Annotated in this window: 24 protein-coding genes; 22 read left to right on the forward strand and 2 right to left on the reverse strand. The window is 38.7% G+C overall.

The genetic code is table 11. The features are described from left to right. Positions 1–9: 9 nt before the first annotated feature. From hprK to FS486_RS16570, 5 genes are read left to right on the forward strand one after another with little or no spacing between them, the layout of a single operon-like run. Positions 10–948 carry an HPr(Ser) kinase/phosphatase gene (gene hprK / locus FS486_RS16550; protein ID WP_144512979.1) on the forward strand — a complete coding sequence of 313 codons (939 nt, stop codon included), beginning with the start codon at positions 10–12 and terminating at the stop codon, positions 946–948. A 21-nt stretch (positions 949–969) separates the two neighbouring features. Continuing rightward, the gene (gene lgt / locus FS486_RS16555) at positions 970–1779 is read left to right on the forward strand and encodes a prolipoprotein diacylglyceryl transferase (RefSeq protein WP_144512981.1); all 810 of its coding nucleotides are present in this window, start codon (positions 970–972) and stop codon (positions 1777–1779) included. Positions 1780–1797: 18 nt separating this feature from the next. Continuing rightward, complete coding sequence (locus tag FS486_RS16560) at positions 1798–2736, forward strand: nucleoside recognition domain-containing protein (protein WP_144512983.1); 939 nt, start codon at positions 1798–1800, stop codon at positions 2734–2736. Continuing rightward, positions 2733–3389, forward strand: coding sequence for a pyrophosphatase PpaX (gene ppaX / locus FS486_RS16565; RefSeq protein ID WP_144512985.1), 657 nt, complete (start codon positions 2733–2735; stop codon positions 3387–3389). Before FS486_RS16560 ends, ppaX begins: the two co-directional genes overlap by 4 nt. Further along, positions 3386–3895, forward strand: a complete 510-nt coding sequence (locus FS486_RS16570; protein WP_144512986.1) for an acyltransferase — start codon at positions 3386–3388, stop codon at positions 3893–3895. Before ppaX ends, FS486_RS16570 begins: the two co-directional genes overlap by 4 nt. A gap of 62 nt (positions 3896–3957) precedes the next feature. Here the strand turns inward: FS486_RS16570 and FS486_RS16575 are convergent, their stop codons facing one another. Continuing rightward, a complete protein-coding gene (locus FS486_RS16575) occupies positions 3958–4935 on the reverse strand; it encodes a dimethylarginine dimethylaminohydrolase family protein (protein ID WP_144512988.1) in 978 nt (325 codons plus the stop codon). 555 nt (positions 4936–5490) lie between these two features. On the opposite strand from FS486_RS16575, the gene FS486_RS16580 reads away from it, so the two are divergent. The 17 genes from FS486_RS16580 (at position 5491) to FS486_RS16660 (ending at position 20319) form a co-directional block, all read left to right on the forward strand. Next, positions 5491–5982: a DUF2975 domain-containing protein gene (locus tag FS486_RS16580; protein ID WP_144512990.1), complete on the forward strand. Its 492-nt coding sequence runs from the start codon at positions 5491–5493 to the stop codon at positions 5980–5982. 10 nt (positions 5983–5992) lie between these two features. After that, positions 5993–6208 (forward strand): helix-turn-helix domain-containing protein, encoded by a 216-nt coding sequence (locus tag FS486_RS16585; RefSeq protein WP_144512992.1) that lies wholly within the window; start codon positions 5993–5995, stop codon positions 6206–6208. Between the two features lie 25 nt (positions 6209–6233). After that, a complete protein-coding gene (locus tag FS486_RS16590; RefSeq protein ID WP_144512994.1) occupies positions 6234–7049 on the forward strand; it encodes a DUF817 domain-containing protein in 816 nt (271 codons plus the stop codon). A 131-nt stretch (positions 7050–7180) separates the two neighbouring features. Continuing rightward, on the forward strand, positions 7181–8359 hold the full coding sequence (locus tag FS486_RS16595) for an ATP phosphoribosyltransferase regulatory subunit (RefSeq protein WP_144512996.1): 1179 nt from the start codon (positions 7181–7183) through the stop codon (positions 8357–8359). Beyond that, on the forward strand, positions 8352–8981 hold the full coding sequence (gene hisG, locus FS486_RS16600; RefSeq protein ID WP_144512998.1) for an ATP phosphoribosyltransferase: 630 nt from the start codon (positions 8352–8354) through the stop codon (positions 8979–8981). The genes FS486_RS16595 and hisG overlap by 8 nt, the downstream gene beginning before the upstream one ends. Positions 8982–9769: 788 nt before the next feature. Then, positions 9770–11053 (forward strand): histidinol dehydrogenase, encoded by a 1284-nt coding sequence (gene hisD, locus FS486_RS16605; RefSeq protein ID WP_144513000.1) that lies wholly within the window; start codon positions 9770–9772, stop codon positions 11051–11053. Further along, on the forward strand, positions 11050–11646 hold the full coding sequence (gene hisB, locus FS486_RS16610) for an imidazoleglycerol-phosphate dehydratase HisB (RefSeq protein ID WP_260858138.1): 597 nt from the start codon (positions 11050–11052) through the stop codon (positions 11644–11646). The genes hisD and hisB overlap by 4 nt, the downstream gene beginning before the upstream one ends. A gap of 14 nt (positions 11647–11660) precedes the next feature. Next, the gene (hisA, locus tag FS486_RS16615; RefSeq protein ID WP_144513002.1) at positions 11661–12404 is read left to right on the forward strand and encodes a 1-(5-phosphoribosyl)-5-[(5-phosphoribosylamino)methylideneamino]imidazole-4-carboxamide isomerase; all 744 of its coding nucleotides are present in this window, start codon (positions 11661–11663) and stop codon (positions 12402–12404) included. After that, positions 12398–13153, forward strand: a complete 756-nt coding sequence (hisF, locus tag FS486_RS16620) for an imidazole glycerol phosphate synthase subunit HisF (RefSeq protein WP_144513004.1) — start codon at positions 12398–12400, stop codon at positions 13151–13153. The genes hisA and hisF overlap by 7 nt, the downstream gene beginning before the upstream one ends. Further along, entirely contained in the window at positions 13150–13776 is a 627-nt protein-coding gene (gene hisIE / locus FS486_RS16625) for a bifunctional phosphoribosyl-AMP cyclohydrolase/phosphoribosyl-ATP diphosphatase HisIE (protein ID WP_144513006.1), read from the forward strand. The genes hisF and hisIE overlap by 4 nt, the downstream gene beginning before the upstream one ends. 124 nt (positions 13777–13900) lie before the next feature. Beyond that, entirely contained in the window at positions 13901–15427 is a 1527-nt protein-coding gene (locus FS486_RS16630) for a tetratricopeptide repeat protein (protein ID WP_144513008.1), read from the forward strand. Between the two features lie 69 nt (positions 15428–15496). Then, positions 15497–16447, forward strand: coding sequence for a thioredoxin-disulfide reductase (gene trxB, locus FS486_RS16635; protein WP_144513010.1), 951 nt, complete (start codon positions 15497–15499; stop codon positions 16445–16447). A 232-nt stretch (positions 16448–16679) separates the two neighbouring features. After that, positions 16680–17162, forward strand: coding sequence for an NUDIX domain-containing protein (locus FS486_RS16640; protein WP_144513012.1), 483 nt, complete (start codon positions 16680–16682; stop codon positions 17160–17162). Then, positions 17155–18039 carry an RNase adapter RapZ gene (rapZ, locus tag FS486_RS16645; protein ID WP_144513014.1) on the forward strand — a complete coding sequence of 295 codons (885 nt, stop codon included), beginning with the start codon at positions 17155–17157 and terminating at the stop codon, positions 18037–18039. Before FS486_RS16640 ends, rapZ begins: the two co-directional genes overlap by 8 nt. A 4-nt stretch (positions 18040–18043) precedes the next feature. Continuing rightward, the gene (locus FS486_RS16650) at positions 18044–19003 is read left to right on the forward strand and encodes a gluconeogenesis factor YvcK family protein (RefSeq protein ID WP_144513016.1); all 960 of its coding nucleotides are present in this window, start codon (positions 18044–18046) and stop codon (positions 19001–19003) included. 97 nt (positions 19004–19100) lie between these two features. Then, entirely contained in the window at positions 19101–20042 is a 942-nt protein-coding gene (whiA, locus tag FS486_RS16655; RefSeq protein WP_144513018.1) for a DNA-binding protein WhiA, read from the forward strand. Between the two features lie 19 nt (positions 20043–20061). Beyond that, on the forward strand, positions 20062–20319 hold the full coding sequence (locus tag FS486_RS16660; RefSeq protein ID WP_144513019.1) for an HPr family phosphocarrier protein: 258 nt from the start codon (positions 20062–20064) through the stop codon (positions 20317–20319). Positions 20320–21193: 874 nt separating this feature from the next. Here FS486_RS16660 and clpP read toward each other — a convergent pair. Next, the gene (gene clpP / locus FS486_RS16665; RefSeq protein ID WP_144513021.1) at positions 21194–21790 is read right to left on the reverse strand and encodes an ATP-dependent Clp endopeptidase proteolytic subunit ClpP; all 597 of its coding nucleotides are present in this window, start codon (positions 21788–21790) and stop codon (positions 21194–21196) included. Positions 21791–21835: the final 45 nt, after the last annotated feature.

Consider the following 21835-nt stretch of genomic DNA (forward strand, 5'->3'; position numbering starts at 1 on the left):
GTTAGAAATATGCCTCATGTGACAACAAAGGATATAAAAGAAAAGTTCAATCTTTCCATAGTGAGTGGAGAAGAAGGAATTGGACGTCATGTTGCGATTAGCGATATTTCCCGCCCAGGGATTGAGATGGCGGGTTATTTTACACATTATCCATCCAATCGCATACAATTGATGGGGAAAACAGAAATTTCTTTTTTTGCTTTATTAACGGACAGAGAAAAAAGTGAACGAATGATGAAACTATGTGCATCTGACACCCCAGTGATTATCGTCTCCCATGGAATGGAAGTGCCGGAGGAATTAATTATTGCTTCGAATGAAAACTCAGTTCCTGTATTAACGACTACGATGCCTACTACGAGATTTTCGAGTATGCTAACTAACTTTTTAGAAAGCATGCTTGCTCCTACGACGGCGGTTCATGGAGTTTTAGTAGATATATATGGAGTTGGCGTTCTGATAACTGGTAAAAGCGGTGTTGGTAAAAGTGAAACTGCATTAGAATTAGTGAAAAAAGGACATCGTTTAGTAGCAGATGATTGTGTAGAAATTAGACAAGAAGGGGAAGATACCTTAGTCGGTAGTGCACCAGCGTTAATAGAGCATCTTCTAGAAATCCGTGGACTTGGGATTATTGATATTATGACCCTTTTTGGGGCAAGTGCCGTTCGAAAATATAAACGCATCACATTAGTTATCGAACTGGAGATATGGGAAGAAAAAAGGACATATGATCGACTAGGTCTTGAAGAAGAAAAGATAGAAATTATTAATACACCAATTACCAAGCTAACGATTCCCGTTCGACCGGGTCGAAACTTAGCTGTAATCATTGAGGTGGCAGCTATGAATTATCGATTAAAACGAATGGGTATGAATGCTGCGGAAGATTTTGCAAAACGTCTAGATGATGTAATTGAGCAAAATGGAGAGGCAGATTACCAATAGGCCAATCGGAGGGAGTTTTATATGAATTTATTACAAGTAATTGATCCAGTAGCTTTTTCGCTAGGACCGTTAGAGGTGCGGTGGTACGGAATAATTATTGCGTTTGGCATAATTGTAGCTTTTTTAGTAGCACAAAAAGAAATGGTGAAGCGTGGATTTCATGCAGACTATTTAACCGATCTACTTATCTGGGCTGTTCCCATTGCTATTATTAGTGCCCGCATATACTATGTCATCTTTAAATGGGATTTTTATAGCCAAAATCCAAGTAAAATAATTGAAATTTGGAATGGTGGTATAGCCATTCATGGAGCTCTAATTGGATCGTTTATCACGGCATATATTTTTACTAAAAAAAGAAATACTTCCTTTTGGAAAGTAACGGACATCGTTGCCCCTAGTATTTTGATCGGACAGACGGTTGGGCGTTGGGGAAATTTTATGAACCAAGAAGCGCACGGTGGAGAAGTAACAAGAAGTTTCTTAGAAAATCTAAAGCTTCCAGACTGGATTATTAATCAGATGTACATAGATGGAAAGTATTATCATCCCACTTTCTTATATGAATCGATATGGAATTTAGCGGGTGTAGTTATTTTAATCTTATTACGTAAAGTAAATTTGCGCCGTGGAGAAATGGTTTTGTTTTATTTGACCTGGTATTCAGTCGGACGATTCTTTATCGAAGGAATGCGAACGGATAGCCTGTATTTAATAGGCGATTTACGACAAGCCCAAGTAATCTCGTTAGTAACGATTGCAATCGCAATTATTATATTTGTATATAGAAGAATGACGGTTAAACCAGTCGTACGATATAAGGATAAGTAAAGGAAAGAAGGGGATGGCATGGAAACGTTAAAAAGGGGACTTTTTGCAGGGTTAAAGACAACATGGACATTAAGTAAAATAATTTTTCCAATTACGTTACTAATAGTTATCCTGCAATACACTCCCGTTCTTCCTTGGATAATCAATTTAATATCCCCTTTTATGGGGTTACTCGGCCTTAGAGGAGAAGCAGCTATACCACTCGTTTTAGGGAATGCGTTAAATCTCTATGCGGGCATTGCGGGAATTTTATCGCTGGATTTAACGGTAAAAGAAGTGTTTATATTAGCAACGATGCTATCCTTTTCTCATAATATTTTTATCGAGACGGGTGTTGCACTTCGAGTAGGTGTAAAATTATGGGTTGTGTTAGTCGTACGATTTGGATTGGCTATTTTGTCAGCAATAATTATAAACATTGTCTGGCAAGGTGGTGGTGAAATTGCAAAATACGGAGTAATTACAGCGGTCGAGAAAGTTCCAGATGGCTGGGGAGAAATAGCATTATTCGGCTTGCAAAAAGCAACATTTGGTGTTTTACAATTGGCACTTATTGTTATTCCTTTAATGATCATAATACAAATACTAAAAGATAGAAATTATTTGCAAAAGTTTTCCGAAAAGGTTGCTCCATTTACAAAAATTATTGGTATTCAACCAAATGCTTCTTTAACACTTGTTGCCGGGCTTATTATAGGGCTCGCTTATGGTGCCGGTGTTATGATTCAAGCAGTGCAAGAGGATGGGGTAAGTAAAAAGGATGCAACGCTTGCTTTTATCTTTTTAGTCGCTTGTCACGCGGTTGTGGAGGACACCTTGATCTTTGTGCCTTTAGGAGTTCCTATATTACCTTTATTTTTAATCAGACTTGTGACAGCTTTTGTATTGACGATAATTGTCGCCTACGTTTGGCGTAAATCCGAGCAAAGAAAACAAGAGGAAGTGGTTACATTATGAAAGAAAAACCATATAAAGCGTTATTGTTTGATTTAGATGGAACGATATTAAATACGAATGAACTTATTATCGAAAGTTTTTTACATATTTTAGGAGAAAAATTTCCTGGGAAATATGATAGGGAAAGTGTTTTACCATTTCTCGGGCCAACTTTACGAGAAACATTCCATGCTATTAATCCTGAATTAACAGAAACACTCATAGAAGCCTATCGTACATGGAATCTTCAACATCACGACCAAATGGTTGCGCCATTTGATGGGGTTGTCGAAACATTGCATAAATTAAAAGAAGAAGGTTATAAATTAGCAGTTGTATCGACAAAACGAAGAGACATGATTGATAGAGGAATAAAATTGATGAATTGTGAAACGTTATTTGACACAATAATTGGATTAGATGATGTTACACATGCAAAGCCAGATCCAGAGCCTATCGAACTAGCACTTGAAAGACTGGCAGTAGCAAAAGAAGATGCACTGATGATTGGAGATAATTTTCATGATATCGTTGGTGGACAGAGAGCAGGAGTTGATACAGCTGCCGTTGCTTGGTCGATCAAAGGTGAAGCGTTTTTAGCTACATTTCTACCTACTTATATGATTCATCATATAAGTGATCTTCTTGCGATTGCAAAAGGCCAGCAAGTATGAGGAGAACGGAAAGATATCCTGTAAGTGGTGCAAATTCGTTGTGGCATGTGTACGATACGGTACCTTTTTGGAAAGTAGTGAAAAATTTTATCTTCATACAGGCGGCAAGGTATTCCCCGTTTTTAAGTTGGAAGAACTTTTTTTATCGTACCTTTCTAAAAATGAAAGTCGGCAAAGAGACTTCTTTTGCGCTAATGGTAATGGTAGATGTTATGTTTCCAGAACGTATAAAAGTAGGGAATAATACAATTATCGGATATAACACGACGATATTGGCACATGAGTACTTGATAGACGAATATCGTATCGGTGATGTGCTAATCGGGGATAGAGTACTGATTGGAGCGAATACAACTATTTTGCCCGGAGTCACCATTGGTAACGATGCAGTTGTTTCTGCCGCGACACTTGTAAATGCGGACGTTCCAGAAGGCTGCTTTGTCGGTGGAAATCCAATGCGCATTATATATACAAAAGAGGAGATGATAGAACGTAATAATAAATAATGTACTTCTACATGAAAAGTAGTTCAGCTTTGGATGTCAAAGCTGAACTACTTTTTTCTTTTTTAGTCATCACTTCTTAAAAGAGGTTGAGTGCTACATCTAAAAGAACCACCGAAACTTCTTGATATTTTAAAATCTATATACTCTACTTTAACTCCTCTTTTTTCTAATTCATCACCGATAAATTTAAATTCATGATCGGTAATATATACATTTTCATTTATAGGAAGGCCATTCGTTGCAAGTCTGGATGAGTCTTCTAATGTTACATATATCTTATCCCAATCTTTAAACTGTTCAGGTATGCCATCTAATAATGCTTCTTCACAAACGATCATTAGTCCTTCTCTAACAAAGCTAATAGCACAGTCAAGATGAAGTATCGTAGGGTGAAGAGGTACCTCGACTACTTCATATCCAAAGTTACTTACTAAATTTCTTAGCCAGCTAATACCATTTGTATTTGATGCAAGTCCAGATCTTCCTACAAAGATCGTTTTATCTAAAATTAAAACATCTCCTCCCTCTAAAAATGGACCATCTTCCGAATCTTGTCCTTTTGATATATCTGGTTTCGGAATAGATAGGTACAAACATTTATTTTCGTTTGATTCCATTTCTAATAGATTTCTAACAGGTAGTATTTCATTTCTTCTATGTGGAAATCTAAGTGACCCTTCAATTAAAAAATGACCTATAGTGAAAAAGGGGTCCCTTACAAAAAAATTACTATAGCCATCTTCTTTTCCTATCTCCTTTTCATAGTCCGTCAGCAGCCTAGGTGTTATTACTTCTACATTGTATTTATCTAAAACGTTCTTTAGATTTTCCCTTTCATCTTCCCATTCTTTCTGTCTTTCTGGAAAGACTTCTTTGTAATTTTTACCTAATATGTCTTTTCCTTTGTATAAATCCTTAGTTTCTTCTGTTAAGAATTCCTCATCACTTGTATCTTCCTTCGATGAAAATGCAAACTCAGATTGGGCTATAACGACCCTTTTCAAAGGAGCAAACTCACTTTTCACAAAAACATTACTCATACTAACTCCTCCTTGTATTTATTTTGACTGTAAAGTAGAAACTTTATAATTATCGAAAAGATGTGGTTGAGACAATTAATGATACCACACTCATCCTATTGTACTTATTCGTATACTGCGAGTAAAACATATACTCATTTCTTTGTATTTATTAACCATTAAAAGTTAGGAAATGGCTAAGCGAGACCAATTGGCTCGTGAAAGCAACCAATTCAATAGGAAAAGCAACCAGTTTGCGCTTGAGAGCAACCAAATTGACAACGAGCGCAACCAATTCTTTTATTTAAGCGGTTTACGGTAAATGTTGCGAGTTCGAAGAGATATTGTTGAGCATAACGACAATTATTTTGCAGTAACCGAAGGAAAGTGAACACTGATTACGACGAGGACGAAAAATTTCAATAGATAGGAACATTTCTTTGGAAAAAGGAATGCTTTTTTATTGTCTTTAAAATAATTAGCAATAAAAATAAGTTGATAAATAATATTTTTTTATTGTAAAACGATAAACGAGATGGTAAAATAAAAACAATAATAAATGAATGAGGTGCTTTTGTGAAACAAAGTTCAACACTTTTTTTAAAGATAGCTGTTATTTTTATTGGTATGCCCGTTCTTGCTTTATGTCTATTTTTGTTGCCGCAAATAGCGATTGAGGCAAGTGAAGCAGCTAAAAGAGGGATAGATATTGCTTATGTAGTATACGGCCTTTTATTGGTTATGTATATTTCTGCGATTCCATTTTACTTCGCTTTGTATCAATCCTTTAAATTATTAAATTATATTGACAGAAACGAAGCGTTCTCGGAGTTATCTGTAAAGGCGCTAAACAAAATTAAAAAAAGTGCCATCATAATTAGTGGCTTGTATGTGGTGGCCTTGCCATTAGTCTATATTTTAGCGGAGAAAGATGATGCGCCAGGTCTCATACTAATCGGGTTAGTCCTCATTTTTGCTCCGATGGTGATTGCGGTTTTTGCGGCTGTTCTTCAAAAGCTATTAAAGAATGCTATCGATATAAAATCTGAAAATGATTTAACGGTCTGAGGTGAAAACAATGGCGATTATTATTAATATTGATGTGATGTTGGCTAAAAGGAAAATGAGCGTAACAGAACTTTCGGAAAGGGTTGGAATAACGATGGCTAACCTTTCGATATTGAAAAACGGAAAGGCAAAGGCAGTTAGGCTTTCCACGTTAGAAGCAATTTGCAAAGCATTAGAATGTCAGCCGGGAGATCTTTTAGAATATCGAAGCGATGAAGACACCTAAGATTGATGGAGGGAAGGGGATACTTATGAATTTACCAATTCAAAAAAGCAGGAGAGCATTTAAACAGCTTGTTTATTTTGGTTGGGAACAGGCTCTGTCCTGTTTGTTTCCCGTAGTTATTTTTGCCTCCTTAGCTTTGACAAAACTGATCCCACTTCCCCTTCTACCACGTTATGACTGGTTGCTCGTCATCTGTCTTCTAATGCAATGGTGGATGGTGCGTTCCGGGCTAGAAACACGGGATGAACTGAAGGTGATCACATTGTTTCACCTTATTGGGCTTGCTTTAGAACTTTTTAAAGTACATATGGGCTCCTGGGCTTATCCAGGGGAAGGATATTCCAAAGTGTTGGGGGTTCCTTTGTACAGCGGATTCATGTACGCGAGTGTGGCAAGCTATCTTTGCCAGGCATGGCGAAGGTTAAAGGTAGAATTGTATAGGTGGCCACCGTTTTGGGTAGTTGTACCTCTTGCAGCTGCGATTTATATGAATTTCTTCACCCACCATTACTGGATTGATGTTCGCTGGTGGTTATCGGGACTCGTCATCATCGTTTTTTGGAAAGCTTGGGTCATATACGAGGTGAATGGAACCCGTTATCGCATGCCTCTAGCGCTTTCATTTGTGCTCATCGGTTTTTTTATATGGGTAGCCGAAAATATTGCCACGTTTTTTGGTGCTTGGGAATATCCAAACCAAACAGATGCATGGAGTCTCGTTCATCTTGGAAAGGTGAGTTCATGGCTCTTATTAGTAATCGTCAGTTTTCTTATAGTGGCGACATTAAAGCGGGTTAAAGGGGAAAGTCCCACTAGTACAGATGACTGTCAAACTTCATAACTATTAAAAAATTCTAAGAGCTTGGACTATCCAAGCTCTTTTTTGGTTGACGAAATAATTAAAATAGGCTAAAATCTATTTAATTTAATATATTAGCACTCTAGCATGATAAAGTATAAAAGGGTGATAGGATGAATAAAATTCAAATGTTTGAAAAACCTTTAGGCATGAGGGATTCGTTTCCCGAGGTGAATGAACAGAAAGAGCAAATACGATCGACAGCGAGAGATTTTATAAGAAACAAAGGATACGATTTTATAAAAACACCATCCGTCGAGTATTTTGAAACGATCGGAAAAGCTTCCGCGATTGATGAATCTTCTCTTTTCAAGCTAGTCGACAATCAAGGAGAAATGCTCGTATTACGCCCAGACATGACGACTCCTATTGCGAGAATTGCCGCATCAAAGTTGCTAAAAGAAAAAAATCCTTTGCGATTAGCTTATTATGCAAATGTTTTTCGAGCGCAGCAGCGAGAAGGTGGTCGCCCAGCAGAGTTTGAACAATTGGGTCTAGAGTTAATTGGCGATTTTAGTGCGTACGGGGATAGTGAAATAATTCATACAGCAGTTGAGCTTGTGAAAGTATTAGGGGTAGAGAGCTTTCGTATGACCATAGGACATGCGGGAGTGTTAACTGCTTTTCTAACGAATAATACGAATACTGTGGAACAAGTAGATACGTTAAGACAGCTATTAGTAGAAAAAGACTTTGTTGGTTTTGAGCAAAAGCTCGTTGCATTTGGATTGGTAGCAGATCAAAAAGATAATCTACATAAGCTAATCGATTATTCCATGGACTTTAAATCGCTTGAAAACTACCGACAATTTTTAACCGGAGATCAGCAATATTTAATGGACCAAGTAGAACAGTTACAGCATCTTTTGCAATTGCAGCTAAGTGACTATTCTGTTGTTTCGTTTGACCTGTCACTTGCCAGTCATATGAGCTATTACACGGGTATGTTGTTTGAAATTCATGCGGCTGGAAGTGGTTTTCCTATTGGAAACGGAGGCAGATATGATGAATTATTCCAACATTTTGACGAAAAAGTAGGGGCCACTGGGTTTGGAATACGTGTAGACCGTCTGTTGGAAGTGCTTCCGAAAAATAAGAGAGAAGAAAGGCATACGCTTCTTTTATTTGATGAAACTTCTTACTTGAAGGCAATTATGTTAGCGGAAGCAAGAAGAAATAATGGCGAGCGGGTAACACTTCAATTTATAGAAAGCATCAATGATATAGAGGCATATAAGAAAAGCTTTGATGAAGTATTGATTGTATCAGAAGGTGGTTCTTTACGTGAATGAGTTAACGATTGCAATGCCGAAAGGGCGGATTTTCGAAGAAGCATATCAATTATTTGTAGAAGCTGGATTTCGTTTGCCAAGTGAGATAAGCGACTCTCGAAAGCTAATAGTAGAAGCCCCGGATGAGAGGATTCAATTTATTTTAGCAAAGCCGATGGATGTTCCAGTGTATGTAGAGCATGGGGTAGCTGATATTGGGATTGCAGGAAAAGACGTGCTATTAGAACAGCTCCGAGATGTTCACGAATTACTAGATTTGCATATTAGTAATTGCTATATTGCGACTGCTGGATTGCCCCATACAACAATGAATGAAATCGCACCGAGAGTCGCCACTAAGTATCCGATTATCGCAACAAACTTTTATAAAGAAAAAGGAGAACAAGTGGAAATTATTGAGCTCAATGGTTCGATTGAATTAGCACCAATGATTGGTTTAGCCGACCGAATAGTCGATATTGTTTCGACCGGAAGGACACTCAAGGAAAATGGATTAGTCGAATATGAAAGAATCGTTACTATATCTTCTAGGCTAATCGTTAATCCTGTCAGTTACCGAGTAAAAAGTGAACGAATTCGAGAATTTGTCGCAAAACTAAAAAGTGAATTGAACAAAAGGTAGCACACTTATTAATTATCTATATTATTTCATTTCTAAAAAGAATGAAGTTTACTATTTTATGTTTCGATTCGCTTTGTGGGGAGAGTGCGTCTTAACCGGTGTCCGCTTGGATTTCCGTTGCAGCCGGACGCGTTCCGTGGGGTGAGTGAGGAGCCTTCACCGACGCTTACGCGTTCGCCTGTGAAGTCTCCTCTTACTCACTTGATCCCACTGGAGTCGCCGGCTGCAGCTCCAATCCATCAAGATTGCTAACTAAAATAGCAAATTACACAACGTTTATTGTAAAGTAATTCCATTTTGTATATTTGGTTGCTCTCGACGATGAATTGGTTGCTTTCCGGGGTAATCTAGTTGCTCTCGGCGTCGAATTGGTTGCTCTCCATGACGATTCTGTTGCGTTAAGCCATTTTTTGGATACGATTAAGGGAAAAACACTCTATAGCAGTTGAATATAGTGCGGAGACCAAGGAAATTGGATTTTCCCATACGAAAAAACGGGATATTGTTTTAGCAAGTCTATACTGGAAGATAAGCAATTTTCTTTGATTTTTTCTGCTGGCGGCGACTCCTGCCGGATGAGTGGGCAAATGAGACAGCCCAACGACGCCTAAGCGGCGGGGCTGGCTCATCGCTCACCCGGCGGAAAGCGTCCGTAAGCAGAGAAAATCATAGCGGTCACCTGTTAAGTCACAATATCCCTATAATAGGGCGTCGCACATTATTCTAAATATATTGCTTGGTTTGGAAAAACTATAAAGATCAACAAACGTGAAAAGGTAGGGTGCGCTATGAAAATTGAAAAGCTTACAAATACGATTTCATTGCAGCGTTCCGTGGAACAGGCTAACGAGAATCATTTGGCGACTGTACGTGAAGTTATTGAACAAGTGAAAAGCGATGGCGACGAAGCCCTTTTTACATATACGTCAAAATGGGATGGTGCAAAGCTTACTTCCTTTCAAGTAACTGAAGAGGAATTCGAAGAAGCATTTGCTGGTTTTGAGCCACAATTGATTCGTGATTTAGAAGAAGCAGCTGCCAATATACGTGCATTTCACTCACAACAGGCTAGACAAAATATTGACTTTCGGTTAGCAAAAAAATCCTATATTCAATATAAGATTTCCCCATTGGATGCTGTGGGATTATACGTTCCTGGAGGTACCGCTGCTTATCCATCCTCTGTTTTAATGAATGCCATTCCAGCAATTGTAGCCGGTGTGAAGCGAGTTGTCATTGTGTCTCCACCGTCAAAAGAAGGGAAGCTCCCATCCTCTGTGCTAGTCGCAGCACGTATTGCTGGCGTGACAGAAATTTATAAAGTAGGGGGAGCACAGGCTATTGCAGCCCTTGCTTATGGCACCGAAACAATACAAGCAGTTGATAAAATTACAGGTCCAGGGAATAGCTTTGTGGCACTTGCCAAAAAAGAAGTGTTTGGAAAAGTAGCGATAGACATGATTGCAGGACCAAGTGAAATAGCAATTATAGCAGATGAAACTGCTTTTGCAGACGAAGTGGCCTCCGATTTATTGGCCCAGGCGGAGCATGATCGGTTTGCGAGTTCGGTGCTGATCACTACTAGTGAAAAACTTGCTAGAGAGGTTTCTAAAGAAGTGGAAAAGCAATTAAAGCAACTACCTCGGGAAGCTATCGCTAGAGCTTCTATTGAAAGTTTCGGATGTATTTATATTGCGGAATCTCTAGAGCAAGCGATCGAAGCTATTAACAAACTTGCGCCTGAGCATTTGGAAATAATGACAGCGTATCCTGAAAAGATTAGTGAACAAATAAAACATGCGGGTGCTATCTTTATAGGAAGATTTAGCAGTGAGCCTATAGGAGATTATTTTGCTGGTACAAATCATGTATTGCCAACAAATAGCACAGCGAGGTTTTCAAGTGGACTATGTGTGGATGATTTTATAAAGAAAACGAGTGTTGTCTATTATTCGGAAGAAATGTGGCAGGAGCAATATCCGAAAATAGCAAGATTAGCAAGGTTAGAACAGCTAGAAGGGCATGCACGGTCAGTCGAGTCAAGAAGTTGGGAGAAGGGGGAAGTGAATTGAGTAACAAACGGACAGCTAAAATCGAACGAATGACAAATGAAACAAAAGTATCGGTAGAGATAGATTTAGACGGGGAAGGAAATGCAAAAATCGATACCGGTGTACCATTTATGGATCATATGCTCGATTTATTTACGAAGCATGGCTTGTTTGACGCAACTATTTTAGCAAATGGCGACACACATATCGATGATCATCATACGACGGAAGATATTAGCATCGTTCTTGGGCAAGCTGTTAAAAAAGCGCTAGGCGACAAGAAAAGTATTAAACGATATGGGAATGCCTTCGTACCTATGGATGATGCTTTAGCACAGGTAGTCATTGATGTGTCGAATCGACCACATCTAGAATTTCGTGCTCAGTTTCCAACGCAAAAGGTCGGAAATTTTGATACGGAGCTTGTGCATGAGTTCTTATGGAAGTTTGCATTAGAGGCACGAATGAATGTACATGTGATCGTGCATTATGGCAGAAATACGCATCATATGATAGAAGCAATTTTCAAAGCATTAGCTCGTGCAATGGACGATGCGATTACAAAAGACGAGCGAGTGAAAGGTGTTCCCTCCACGAAGGGATTACTTACATAAGGGAGAGAACCACGATGACATCCATTCAAGTATATCCAGCGATTGATATGAAAGGAGGGAAATGTGTCCGTCTATATCAAGGCGATTATGAACAAGAAACGATTTACGGAAATTCCCCGTTTGATATGGCGAAAAAATTTGTAGATGAAGGAGCAACTTGGATTCATCTAGTAGATTTAGATGGGGCAAAGGATGGCGAGAAAATCCATGGGGATGAAGTCATTCGAATTGCAAAGGAGCTCCCGTTAAGTGTACAAATTGGCGGTGGAATCCGTTCAAAAGAAGATGTACGCCACTATTTAACGAATGGTGTGGCTAGAGTCATTATTGGGAGTCTTGCTATATTACAGCCTGAACTAGTAGCAGAACTGATAGAAGAGTTCGGTGGTGACCGGATTGTCATTGGTTTAGATGCAAAAGATGGGATGGTGGCAACACATGGCTGGCTAGAAACTTCTACACAATCGGCAGTAGAAGTCGGCCAATACTTTGCTTCCAAAGGTGCAAAATATATTATTTTTACGGATATTGCTACAGACGGAACGCTTCAAGGTCCAAATCTAGCTGCAAACAAAGAGCTGGCAGAAGCAACCGGGCTTTCGGTGATCGTTTCAGGGGGCATTAGCTCGTTAGGAGATATTGGCGAGGTAGCAAAACTTGCAAAAGGTACGACCGTTCAAGGGGTTATTACAGGAAAGGCATTATACAATCAGCGTTTCACATTAAGCGAAGCGTTACAGGAGGCGACAAAATGGTAAAAAAAATTATTCCATGTCTTGACGTGAAAGATGGACGAGTTGTGAAAGGTATTCAATTTGTCGGTTTAAGAGATGCTGGCGATCCGGCTGAGTTAGCCGCATTTTATGACAAAGAAGGAGCAGACGAACTCGTGTTTTTAGATATTTCTGCTTCTGTTGAAGGTCGTGACACGATGCTAGATGTCGTGAAAAAGACAGTTGCACAAATCTCCATCCCTTTAATAGTTGGCGGTGGAATCCGGACGACTGAAAATATGAAACAATTATTAGATGCAGGAGTAAGCAAAGTATCTATTAATAGTGCGGCAATTAGCAATCCTGCTGTCATCACAGAAGGTGCAAAAGCATTCGGTTCTCCTCAAATTATTGTCGCAATCGATGTGAAATGGTCAGAAGAAGAGCAGGATTGGTTTGTCTATACACATGGTGGGCAAAAGAAAACGGACTGGCGAGCAGTGGACTGGGCGATAGAAGTAGAGAAGCTCGGTGCAGGAGAAATTTTACTGACGAGCATGGATCAAGATGGGGAAAAAGATGGCTATGACCTTGCAATTACGAAACGAGTAAAGGATGCTGTTTCAATTCCTGTTACTGCTAGTGGTGGCGCTGGAAACGTAGAACATATGCTAGCGGCGTTTACGGAAGCAGATGCAGATGCGGCACTTGCAGCCTCTATCTTTCACTTTAAAGAAACAAGTGTGGCAGAAGTGAAAAAATACATACGTGAAAGAGGGATTGAAGTGAGATGACCGAGTTAAACTACGATGACAAGGGACTTATACCCGTCATCATTCAACATGCTCTGACACGAGAAGTTTTAACACTTGCTTATATGAATGAAGAAGCATATAAAAAGACAGTAGAAACAAAGGAAACATGGTTATTCAGTCGAAGTAGACAAGAACTTTGGCATAAAGGGGGCACTTCTGGAAATACACAAAAAGTCGTATCTATTAAAACAGACTGTGACTCAGATGCACTTATTGTAGAAGTTTTGCCAAGTGGTCCAGCATGCCATACAGGGGAAAAAACTTGCTTCCATACTAGCTTAGAGAAATTCGATGAGGCGGTTGGTTATAATGCAGTCACGTCATTAATCAGTATTATAGAAGAAAGACAGCAAACGATGCCTGAAGGTGCATACACAACCTATCTATTTGAACAAGGTGTAGATAAAATTTGTAAAAAGGTTGGGGAGGAGGCGTCGGAAGTCATTATTGCTGCTAAAAATAATGACGCAGAAGAGTTAAAATGGGAAGGGGCAGATCTTCTTTATCATCTTCTTGTTCTTTTGCAAAACCAACAAGTAAGTTTTTATGATTTATTGCAAATCCTCCAAAAAAGACATGAAGCGAAAGCAGATAAAAAATAATACTTTATGATATACTGGAGAGTATACTGGTAAGGGACGTTTATCATTTCATTCGGCATTGAGGCTGGATGTAATACACAGTGGTGTATGTGATGCGTTCCTTATTATTTTTCGGAGGATTATTTTGAATAAAAAAAGTAAAAAGGTTCTAAAGGAAAACATCATTTCGTTTTTGCCTACGGGCGAATACTACTATAAAAAAGCATTAGATGAATTACAAAAGGAACAATATGAAAAAGCACATAAATATTTAAAAAGAGCAGCAGATTTAAGCCCGAATGATCCATTAATACTCATGCAATATGCCATTTTACAAATGGAGTTAGATAAATTTGATATAGCCCATGAGCTGTTAAGAAAGGCCTATGAAATAGATACGAATGAACCTGAAATTGTTTTCTTTTTAGCAGAAGTGAACGCCCATTTAGGGAACTTTGTGGATGCGAATCGCTTTGCTAAAATCTATTTAGAAATGGATATTCATGGAGAGTATACGGAAGATGCGATGGAAATAGTAGATTTTACAGAGCAGGATGATATTGTGTCTCTGCAAGTAGATTCACCCTCAAGTGAGGCACTTTTTTTACAGGAAAAATCGCGTCGTTTAATGGAGCAAGGAAAATTCCAAGAAGCGGTGGAGCTTTTAGAGAACATTATTGTGGAGTACCCTGATTTTTGGGCAGCATTTAATAACTTGGCCCTTGCTTATTTTTATATCGGTGAAGAAGAGCAAGCAAAAGCATTGCTTCATGAAGTGTTAAGAGAAAATAGAGGGAATATCCATGCCCTTTGTAATTTGGCGGTTATTTATTATTACGAGAAGAATACAGAGGAATTAGAAGAGATCACTAACTTTTTGTCTAAAATTAATCCTTATTTCATTGAGCATCGCTATAAATTAGGTGCTACATTTGCACTGATTGGCAAATATGAACAAGCGTTTAAGTGGTTAAGAAGCTTGCAACGTAAAGGATTTGAAGGAGACCCAGGCTTTTATTTTTGGCTGTCCCATTCTGCCTACTTTTCTGGATACGAGGAAATTGCGAGAAATGCTTGGAAGTCGCTGTTAAAATTGGATCCAGAAAAAGCAGGCTTTGAACCTTGGTTGCCTCATATGAGCGAAACAAATGATTCAGCAATGGAGAACCAAAAGGAATTTATATTAGAAAAGCTACATGACAAACATGTGAGCGAGCGTATTTTAGGTTTTTATTTACTAGGAAAGTCTAAGCATCGCCAAGAAATTATTTCGCATCCAAAATGGATAGTCGTTGAGGAATTGACGACGATGGAAAAATTGTTTTTGGCTCATTCTTTAGGGCATTCATTTGAAGAAAAGTCTGTAGCGGAAAAAGCCTTTTTACGGGCGATTGCTGCGACAGATTTACTGTATGAAAAACATAAGCCTTTGGAACAATCAGCTGCGTTTTTATTTCAAATGTGGTTTGTATTAATGGAGCGAGCTTTAGAAAAGGCGTACGGTTTTAAAAATCCTCGCGCGCTTGCAGCTGCTACTGAATATATGTTTGAGTCTTCTAGAAAGAAAAATGTAACGAAAAAACAATATGCCCAAGAGTACGGTATTACCACTTCGACTCTTACGAAGTATGTAAATGAACTGATGCAATTCCTGCCATTATTCGACGCGTAAGCATAAAAGTTGAAGCAGGTATAAAAATCCTATAGATTGAGGATAGAAGCAATGTAGGAGGAGTTTATAATGACTGAAGAGAAAATTTATGACGTAATAATAATAGGAGCAGGTCCTGCGGGGATGACTGCGGCAGTATATACTTCTCGCGCCAATCTTTCTACTTTAATGATTGAACGAGGTATTCCGGGCGGCCAAATGGCAAACACGGAAGAAGTCGAAAACTTTCCAGGTTTCGAAACTATTTTAGGACCGGATTTATCGACAAAAATGTTCGAACATGCGAAAAAGTTCGGAGCGGAGTATGCATATGGAGACGTGTCAGAAATTGTTGATGGCCCACTATATAAAACTGTAAAAGTTAGTGGAAAAGAATATAGAGCACTTGCAGTTATTATTTCATCAGGTGCAGAGTATAAAAAAATGGGCATTCCAGGAGAAACCGAACTTGGTGGACGCGGTGTAAGTTATTGTGCCGTTTGTGATGGAGCATTCTTTAAAGGGAAAAACCTTGTCGTTGTCGGTGGCGGGGATTCTGCTGTTGAAGAAGGCGCATTTTTAACGAAATTTGCAGATAAAGTAACGATTGTTCATCGTCGTGATGAGTTACGTGCGCAAAAGATTTTACAAAACCGTGCATTTGCAAACGAAAAAATCGATTTTATTTGGAATACTACGTTAAAAGAAATTCATGGAAAAGAAGGAAAAGTGGGAAGTGTTACGTTAGTTTCTACAGTAGATGGTTCGGAAAGAGAATTCGATACAGATGGAGTTTTCGTTTACGTTGGTATGCTTCCGTTAACGAAGCCATTTGCTAGCTTAGGAATCTTAAACGATAATGGTTATATCGTAACGAACGAAGACATGGAAACAACTGTACCAGGGATATTTGGAGCTGGTGATGTGCGTGAGAAAATGCTTCGTCAAATCGTTACTGCAACAGGAGACGGAAGTATTGCCGCTCAAGCAGCACAGCATTATATCGAAAATTTAAAAGATAAATCTACAGCAAATGCCTAACATATTATTTCTTCGTAATGTAATTCGGTCTGAATTTAATTATTTCTTAATCGATTTGTAACCTTTTTGAAACATAGAAAGCGTATAGTTAAAAATATAAATTGACCCCCCTTTTTATATAAGAAATAGTTGAACAGGCTGTTTCGCGATTTTAATCGTGAAGCAGCCTCTTTTTGTGAAAATTAATGTATAATATAACTATTAACACATGAAAGATGTGGAGTGACAATTCATGCAAAGAATCGCAAATTTACTTGTCTGCAAAGAGGGGAAAGTTCTTTTATTAAAAAAGCCTAGGAGGAACTGGTATGTTGCTCCAGGAGGCAAGATGGAAGTAGGGGAATCCATTTTGGTATCTGCCGTCCGAGAATTTACCGAGGAAACAAATGCTGTACCTATTGAACCGCATTTAAAGGGCATTTACACGATGGTAATCGAAGAAGATGGAAAACGAATCGATGAATGGATGTTATTCACGTTTATAGCCAATGACTTGGAAGGTACCCCATTTCATGAAACAAAAGAAGGTATTTTGGAATGGCATCCGGTAGAAGCGTTACATAGTCTTCCAATGGCTGAAGGCGATCGTACCAACCTGTTATTTGCTGTTCAAGAAAAAGGAATGCAATATGGAACCTTTGTATATACACCTGAGTTTTCATTGATAAAAGAAACGATACAGCAATCATCGGAGGGAGAAGCAAACAATGGATAGTCAACAAAGTCCTGAAACAGAAGTGGTCATTATTACAGGAATGTCTGGAGCAGGCAAGACAGTAGCCATTCAAAGTTTTGAAGACCTAGGCTATTATTGTATTGATAATTTGCCGCCCGAACTTTTAAGTACATTCTTAAAGCTCATGATTGATTCCAACAAGCAGCCTCGAAATATTGCGGCAGTGATGGATTTACGTGGCGGTGAGATGTTCCATTCTTTAGTTGAGTCCGTTAATCAGCTTCAAGAAACAACATCTGTAACTCCCAAAGTATTATTTTTAGATGCGAATGATGAGGTCTTAGTCAGAAGATATAAAGAAACTAGACGCTCTCACCCCCTGGCTAATTCCGGCTTGCCATTAGATGGTATTAAGAAAGAGAGAGAGATGCTTTCCGACTTAAAGGGTAGAGCACAATTCATTTATAATACATCCAAAATGAAGCCTCGCGAATTGCGGGAAAAAATACAAGAAGAATTTTCGGCAAAAGGTAGTAAAGTATTTACTGTAAACGTCATGTCCTTTGGCTTTAAACATGGGATACCAATTGATGCAGATTTAGTGTTTGATGTACGCTTTCTTCCAAATCCCTACTATATCGAGGAAATGCGATTGAAATCAGGGCTGGATGAAGAGGTATCTAGTTATGTATTAAAATGGGCAGATACGAAAACATTAATCGAAAAGTTAACCGATTTGTTTTTATTCATGATTCCTCAGTATAAGCGCGAGGGCAAAACGCAGCTCGTCATTGCTTTCGGATGTACGGGTGGTCAGCACCGGTCCGTTACTTTAGCAGAATACTTTGGTAAACTATTAAAAACAGAGGATAAAACGGTTATTACACATAGAGATGTAACGATAAGAAAGGAATGAAGGAATGGGTCTTACAGTACACCGCAAAAAAATAGTTATTATTGGTGGTGGAACGGGATTATCTACATTACTTCGTGGTTTGAAGAAATTCCCACTCGACATTACAGCAATTGTTACTGTAGCAGATGATGGTGGAAGTTCTGGTCGATTGCGGGATGATTACGATATTCCACCACCTGGTGATGTTCGAAATGTATTGGCTGCACTTTCGGATGTCGAACCACTAGTGGAAGAAATGTTCCAGTATCGTTTTGCTAAATCGGAGGAGTTAAACGGGCATTCATTGGGAAATTTAATGCTTGCCGCGTTGACTTCCATTACCGGTGATTTTGCCAATGCTATTAGAGAAATGAGCCGTGTATTAAAGGTTCATGGCAAGGTTCTGCCAGCAGCCAATCAGCTAGTTACACTTCATGCGCAGTATGAAGATCAGACGATCATTAGTGGAGAATCCAAGATTCCTACATCTGGAAAGAGAATTGAAAAAGTATATATAACCCCCCCAGATGTGAAACCGTTACCAGAAACGCTTCACACAATTCGGGAAGCTGATATTATCGCAATTGGGCCAGGAAGTCTATATACTAGTATTTTACCTAATTTGTTAGTGAAGGATATAAAAGAGGCAATTATCCGTTCGAAGGCGAAGAAGGTGTACATCTGTAACTTAATGACTCAAGCAGGCGAAACAAGCAATTATACTGCATTTGATCATGTCAAAGCTTTAATCGATCATGTTGGGGAAAACTTCTTGGACACAATATTAATTAGCAAGGAAGAAATTCCTGAAAATGTGCAGTACTTATATAAACAGGAAAAAGCATCTCCTGTTAAAATAGATGTAGATAAATTAGAGACATTAAACTTAGAAGTTATTAAAAAAGATATTTCAGTTGTACATGATGGGGCAGTGCGTCATGATGCAATGGAAGTTGCAAAATGGCTAGTAGAATATGCAAAGTGATTACACGTCAAGTTCTCCTTGGCAAGCCTAGACTTTCATCCAGGTTTTATACATAATAGAGTAATGTAATCGCTCGCAAGAAAGGGGGAAACGGATTATGTCGTTTGCTTCTGAAACAAAAAAAGAAATGACGCAAGAAGAGTCAAAACCATGTTGCGCAAAAGCCGAATTATCAGCGCTTATCCGTATGAATGGATCCTTATCGTTTAGCAATAAAATGCTTAGTTTAGATGTGCAAACTGAAAATGCAGCAATTGCTAGAAGACTGTATACACTTATTAAATCATTATACCCATATCAAGTAGAGTTGCTTGTTCGTAAAAAAATGAGATTGAAAAAAAATAATGTTTATATTTGCCGTATTCGAGATGGGGCGAAGGAGCTATTAGAGGATCTACAAATATTGAAAGATCAGTTTCAATTTGAATATTCGATTTCGAAAGAACTGGTTAAAAAGAATTGCTGTAAACGTGCTTATTTAAGAGGTGCTTTTTTAGCTGGAGGTTCTGTTAATAATCCGGAAACATCTTCTTATCATTTGGAAATTTATTCATTATACAAAACACATAGCGATGCGTTAGTCGATTTGATGAATGGATTTGAGTTAAACGCTAAAACGATTGAACGTAAAAAAGGTTTTGTTGCATACTTGAAGGAAGCAGAAAAAATCTCGGATTTCTTAAGTATTGCAGGAGCTCATAGTGCCTTATTAAAATTTGAGGATGTTCGAATTATTCGGGACATGCGAAACAGCGTAAATCGTTTAGTTAACTGTGAAACCGCTAACTTGAATAAAACAATTAGCGCAGCTATTCGCCAAGTGGAAAATATACGATTTATCGAAAGTTCCATCGGCCTCGATCAATTACCAGATAAATTACGAGAAATAGCACGATTGCGTGTGGAATATCAAGATGTAACATTAAAAGAATTAGGCGAAATGGTTTCTACTGGAAACGTTAGTAAATCAGGTATTAACCATCGTTTACGGAAAATAGATCAAATCGCGGACGCACTTCGTAGAGGCGAAACAATTTAGTGAAATGGAGCGTATACTAATGACAGAACAACAAGTCGAAGTGAAATTACCATCAGGATTACAAGCAAGACAAGCGGCGTTATTTGTACAAGAGGCTAATCGCTATATTGCGGATGTGTATTTAGAGAAAGACGAAAAAAAGGTGAATGCAAAAAGTATTATGGGCATTATGAGTTTGGCTATTAGTAGAGGAGTTACCGTCAACTTAAGTGCTGAAGGATCAGATGAGGAAGAAGCAGTAGAAACGTTAGTTAAATTCATATCCAATGAACAATAAAAAGCGAGGGCTATCCCAATAAGTCGTTTTGACTAGGGGACAGCCCTTTTTATTATATAGTTAGCAGTAGGGATAGTGCGTCTTAAGGAAGTGTCCGCTTGGATTTCCGCTGCAGGACGGACGCTTTCCGTGGGGTGAGTGATGAGCCTTCACCGCCCGCTTTGGCGTTCGTTGTGAAGTCTCATCTTACTCACTTGATCCCACTGGAGTCGCCGTCTGCAGCTCCAATCCTACAAAGGAATAGATTATTTGTATTTAGTAACCATAACAAATTAGAAAATTGCAAAGTGAGATTAATTGGCTCCTAAAAAACAACCAATTGTTAAAAAAGCAAGCATAAAAATCCTGTCGGTTCAAAACGTTGCGAGTCCGTAGGGAAATGTTGCGCATCCGATCGATAATGTTGCGAGTAACGACTGAAATGTTGCGCATTTTTTTTGCACAATCTTCACCGTCATGTTCGCTTCAATCCATCAAAACTGCAGACTAAAAATAGCCGATTATACAACATTTATTGTAAGTTAGTTCCATTTTATGAATTTGGTTGCTCTCGAGGATGAATTGGTTGCTTTCCGGAGTAATCTAGTTGCTTACGGCGTCGAATTGGTTGCTCTCCGTGACGATTCTGTTGCGCTAAGCCATTTTTTGGATATGATTATGGAAAAACTGCTACATAAATAGTCTAATTTAGCACGGCGGCGTGAGACTCCTACGGGAAAAGCATTAGCCGAAGACTCCTGCCGGATGAGTGAGCAAATGAGCCAAGGAAGCTTGTTTAATTTGTCACGTTAAAGTGGAGCTGTGTCTCGTTTAGTTCAATTTTTCTCCATAAAAATACCCAAGGAAAGCAGGACTCTCCTTGGGTAAACTTATATTATGATTTTTTCATTTCGCTGCGTTCGATAATATGATCGATTAAACCATATTCTTTTGCGCGCTCAGCAGTCATGAAGTTATCGCGGTCTGTGTCTCTAGAAACGACTTCAATCGGTTGTCCAGTGCGCTCTGCCATAATATTATTCAGCTTGTCGCGTAAGAATAAAATACGTTTAGCAGCAATTTCGATTTCCGTTGCTTGCCCTTGTGCGCCACCAAGTGGTTGGTGAATCATTACTTCCGCGTTAGGAAGAGCATAACGTTTACCTTTTGTACCTGCTGTAAGAAGGAATGCACCCATAGAAGCAGCCATTCCGATACAAATTGTTTGAACATCTGGTTTGATGAACTGCATTGTGTCGTAGATTGCCATACCAGCTGTAATACTTCCGCCTGGGCTGTTAATATAGATGGAAATATCTTTGTCTGGATCTTCTGCTTCCAAAAATAATAGTTGGGCAACGATAGAGTTAGCTACGTTGTCATCAATGCCACTTCCAAGCATAATAATACGGTCTTTTAATAATCGTGAGTAAATGTCATATGCGCGTTCTCCCCGATTTGTTTGTTCAATTACTGTAGGAATTAAATTCATCCTGTTTGCCTCCTTCAAAGGTGGAATGATTAGTTGTTTACTGAG

This window comes from Bacillus sp. FJAT-22090, from assembly GCF_007676755.1.
Classification (GTDB): Bacteria; Bacillota; Bacilli; order Bacillales_A; family Planococcaceae; genus Psychrobacillus.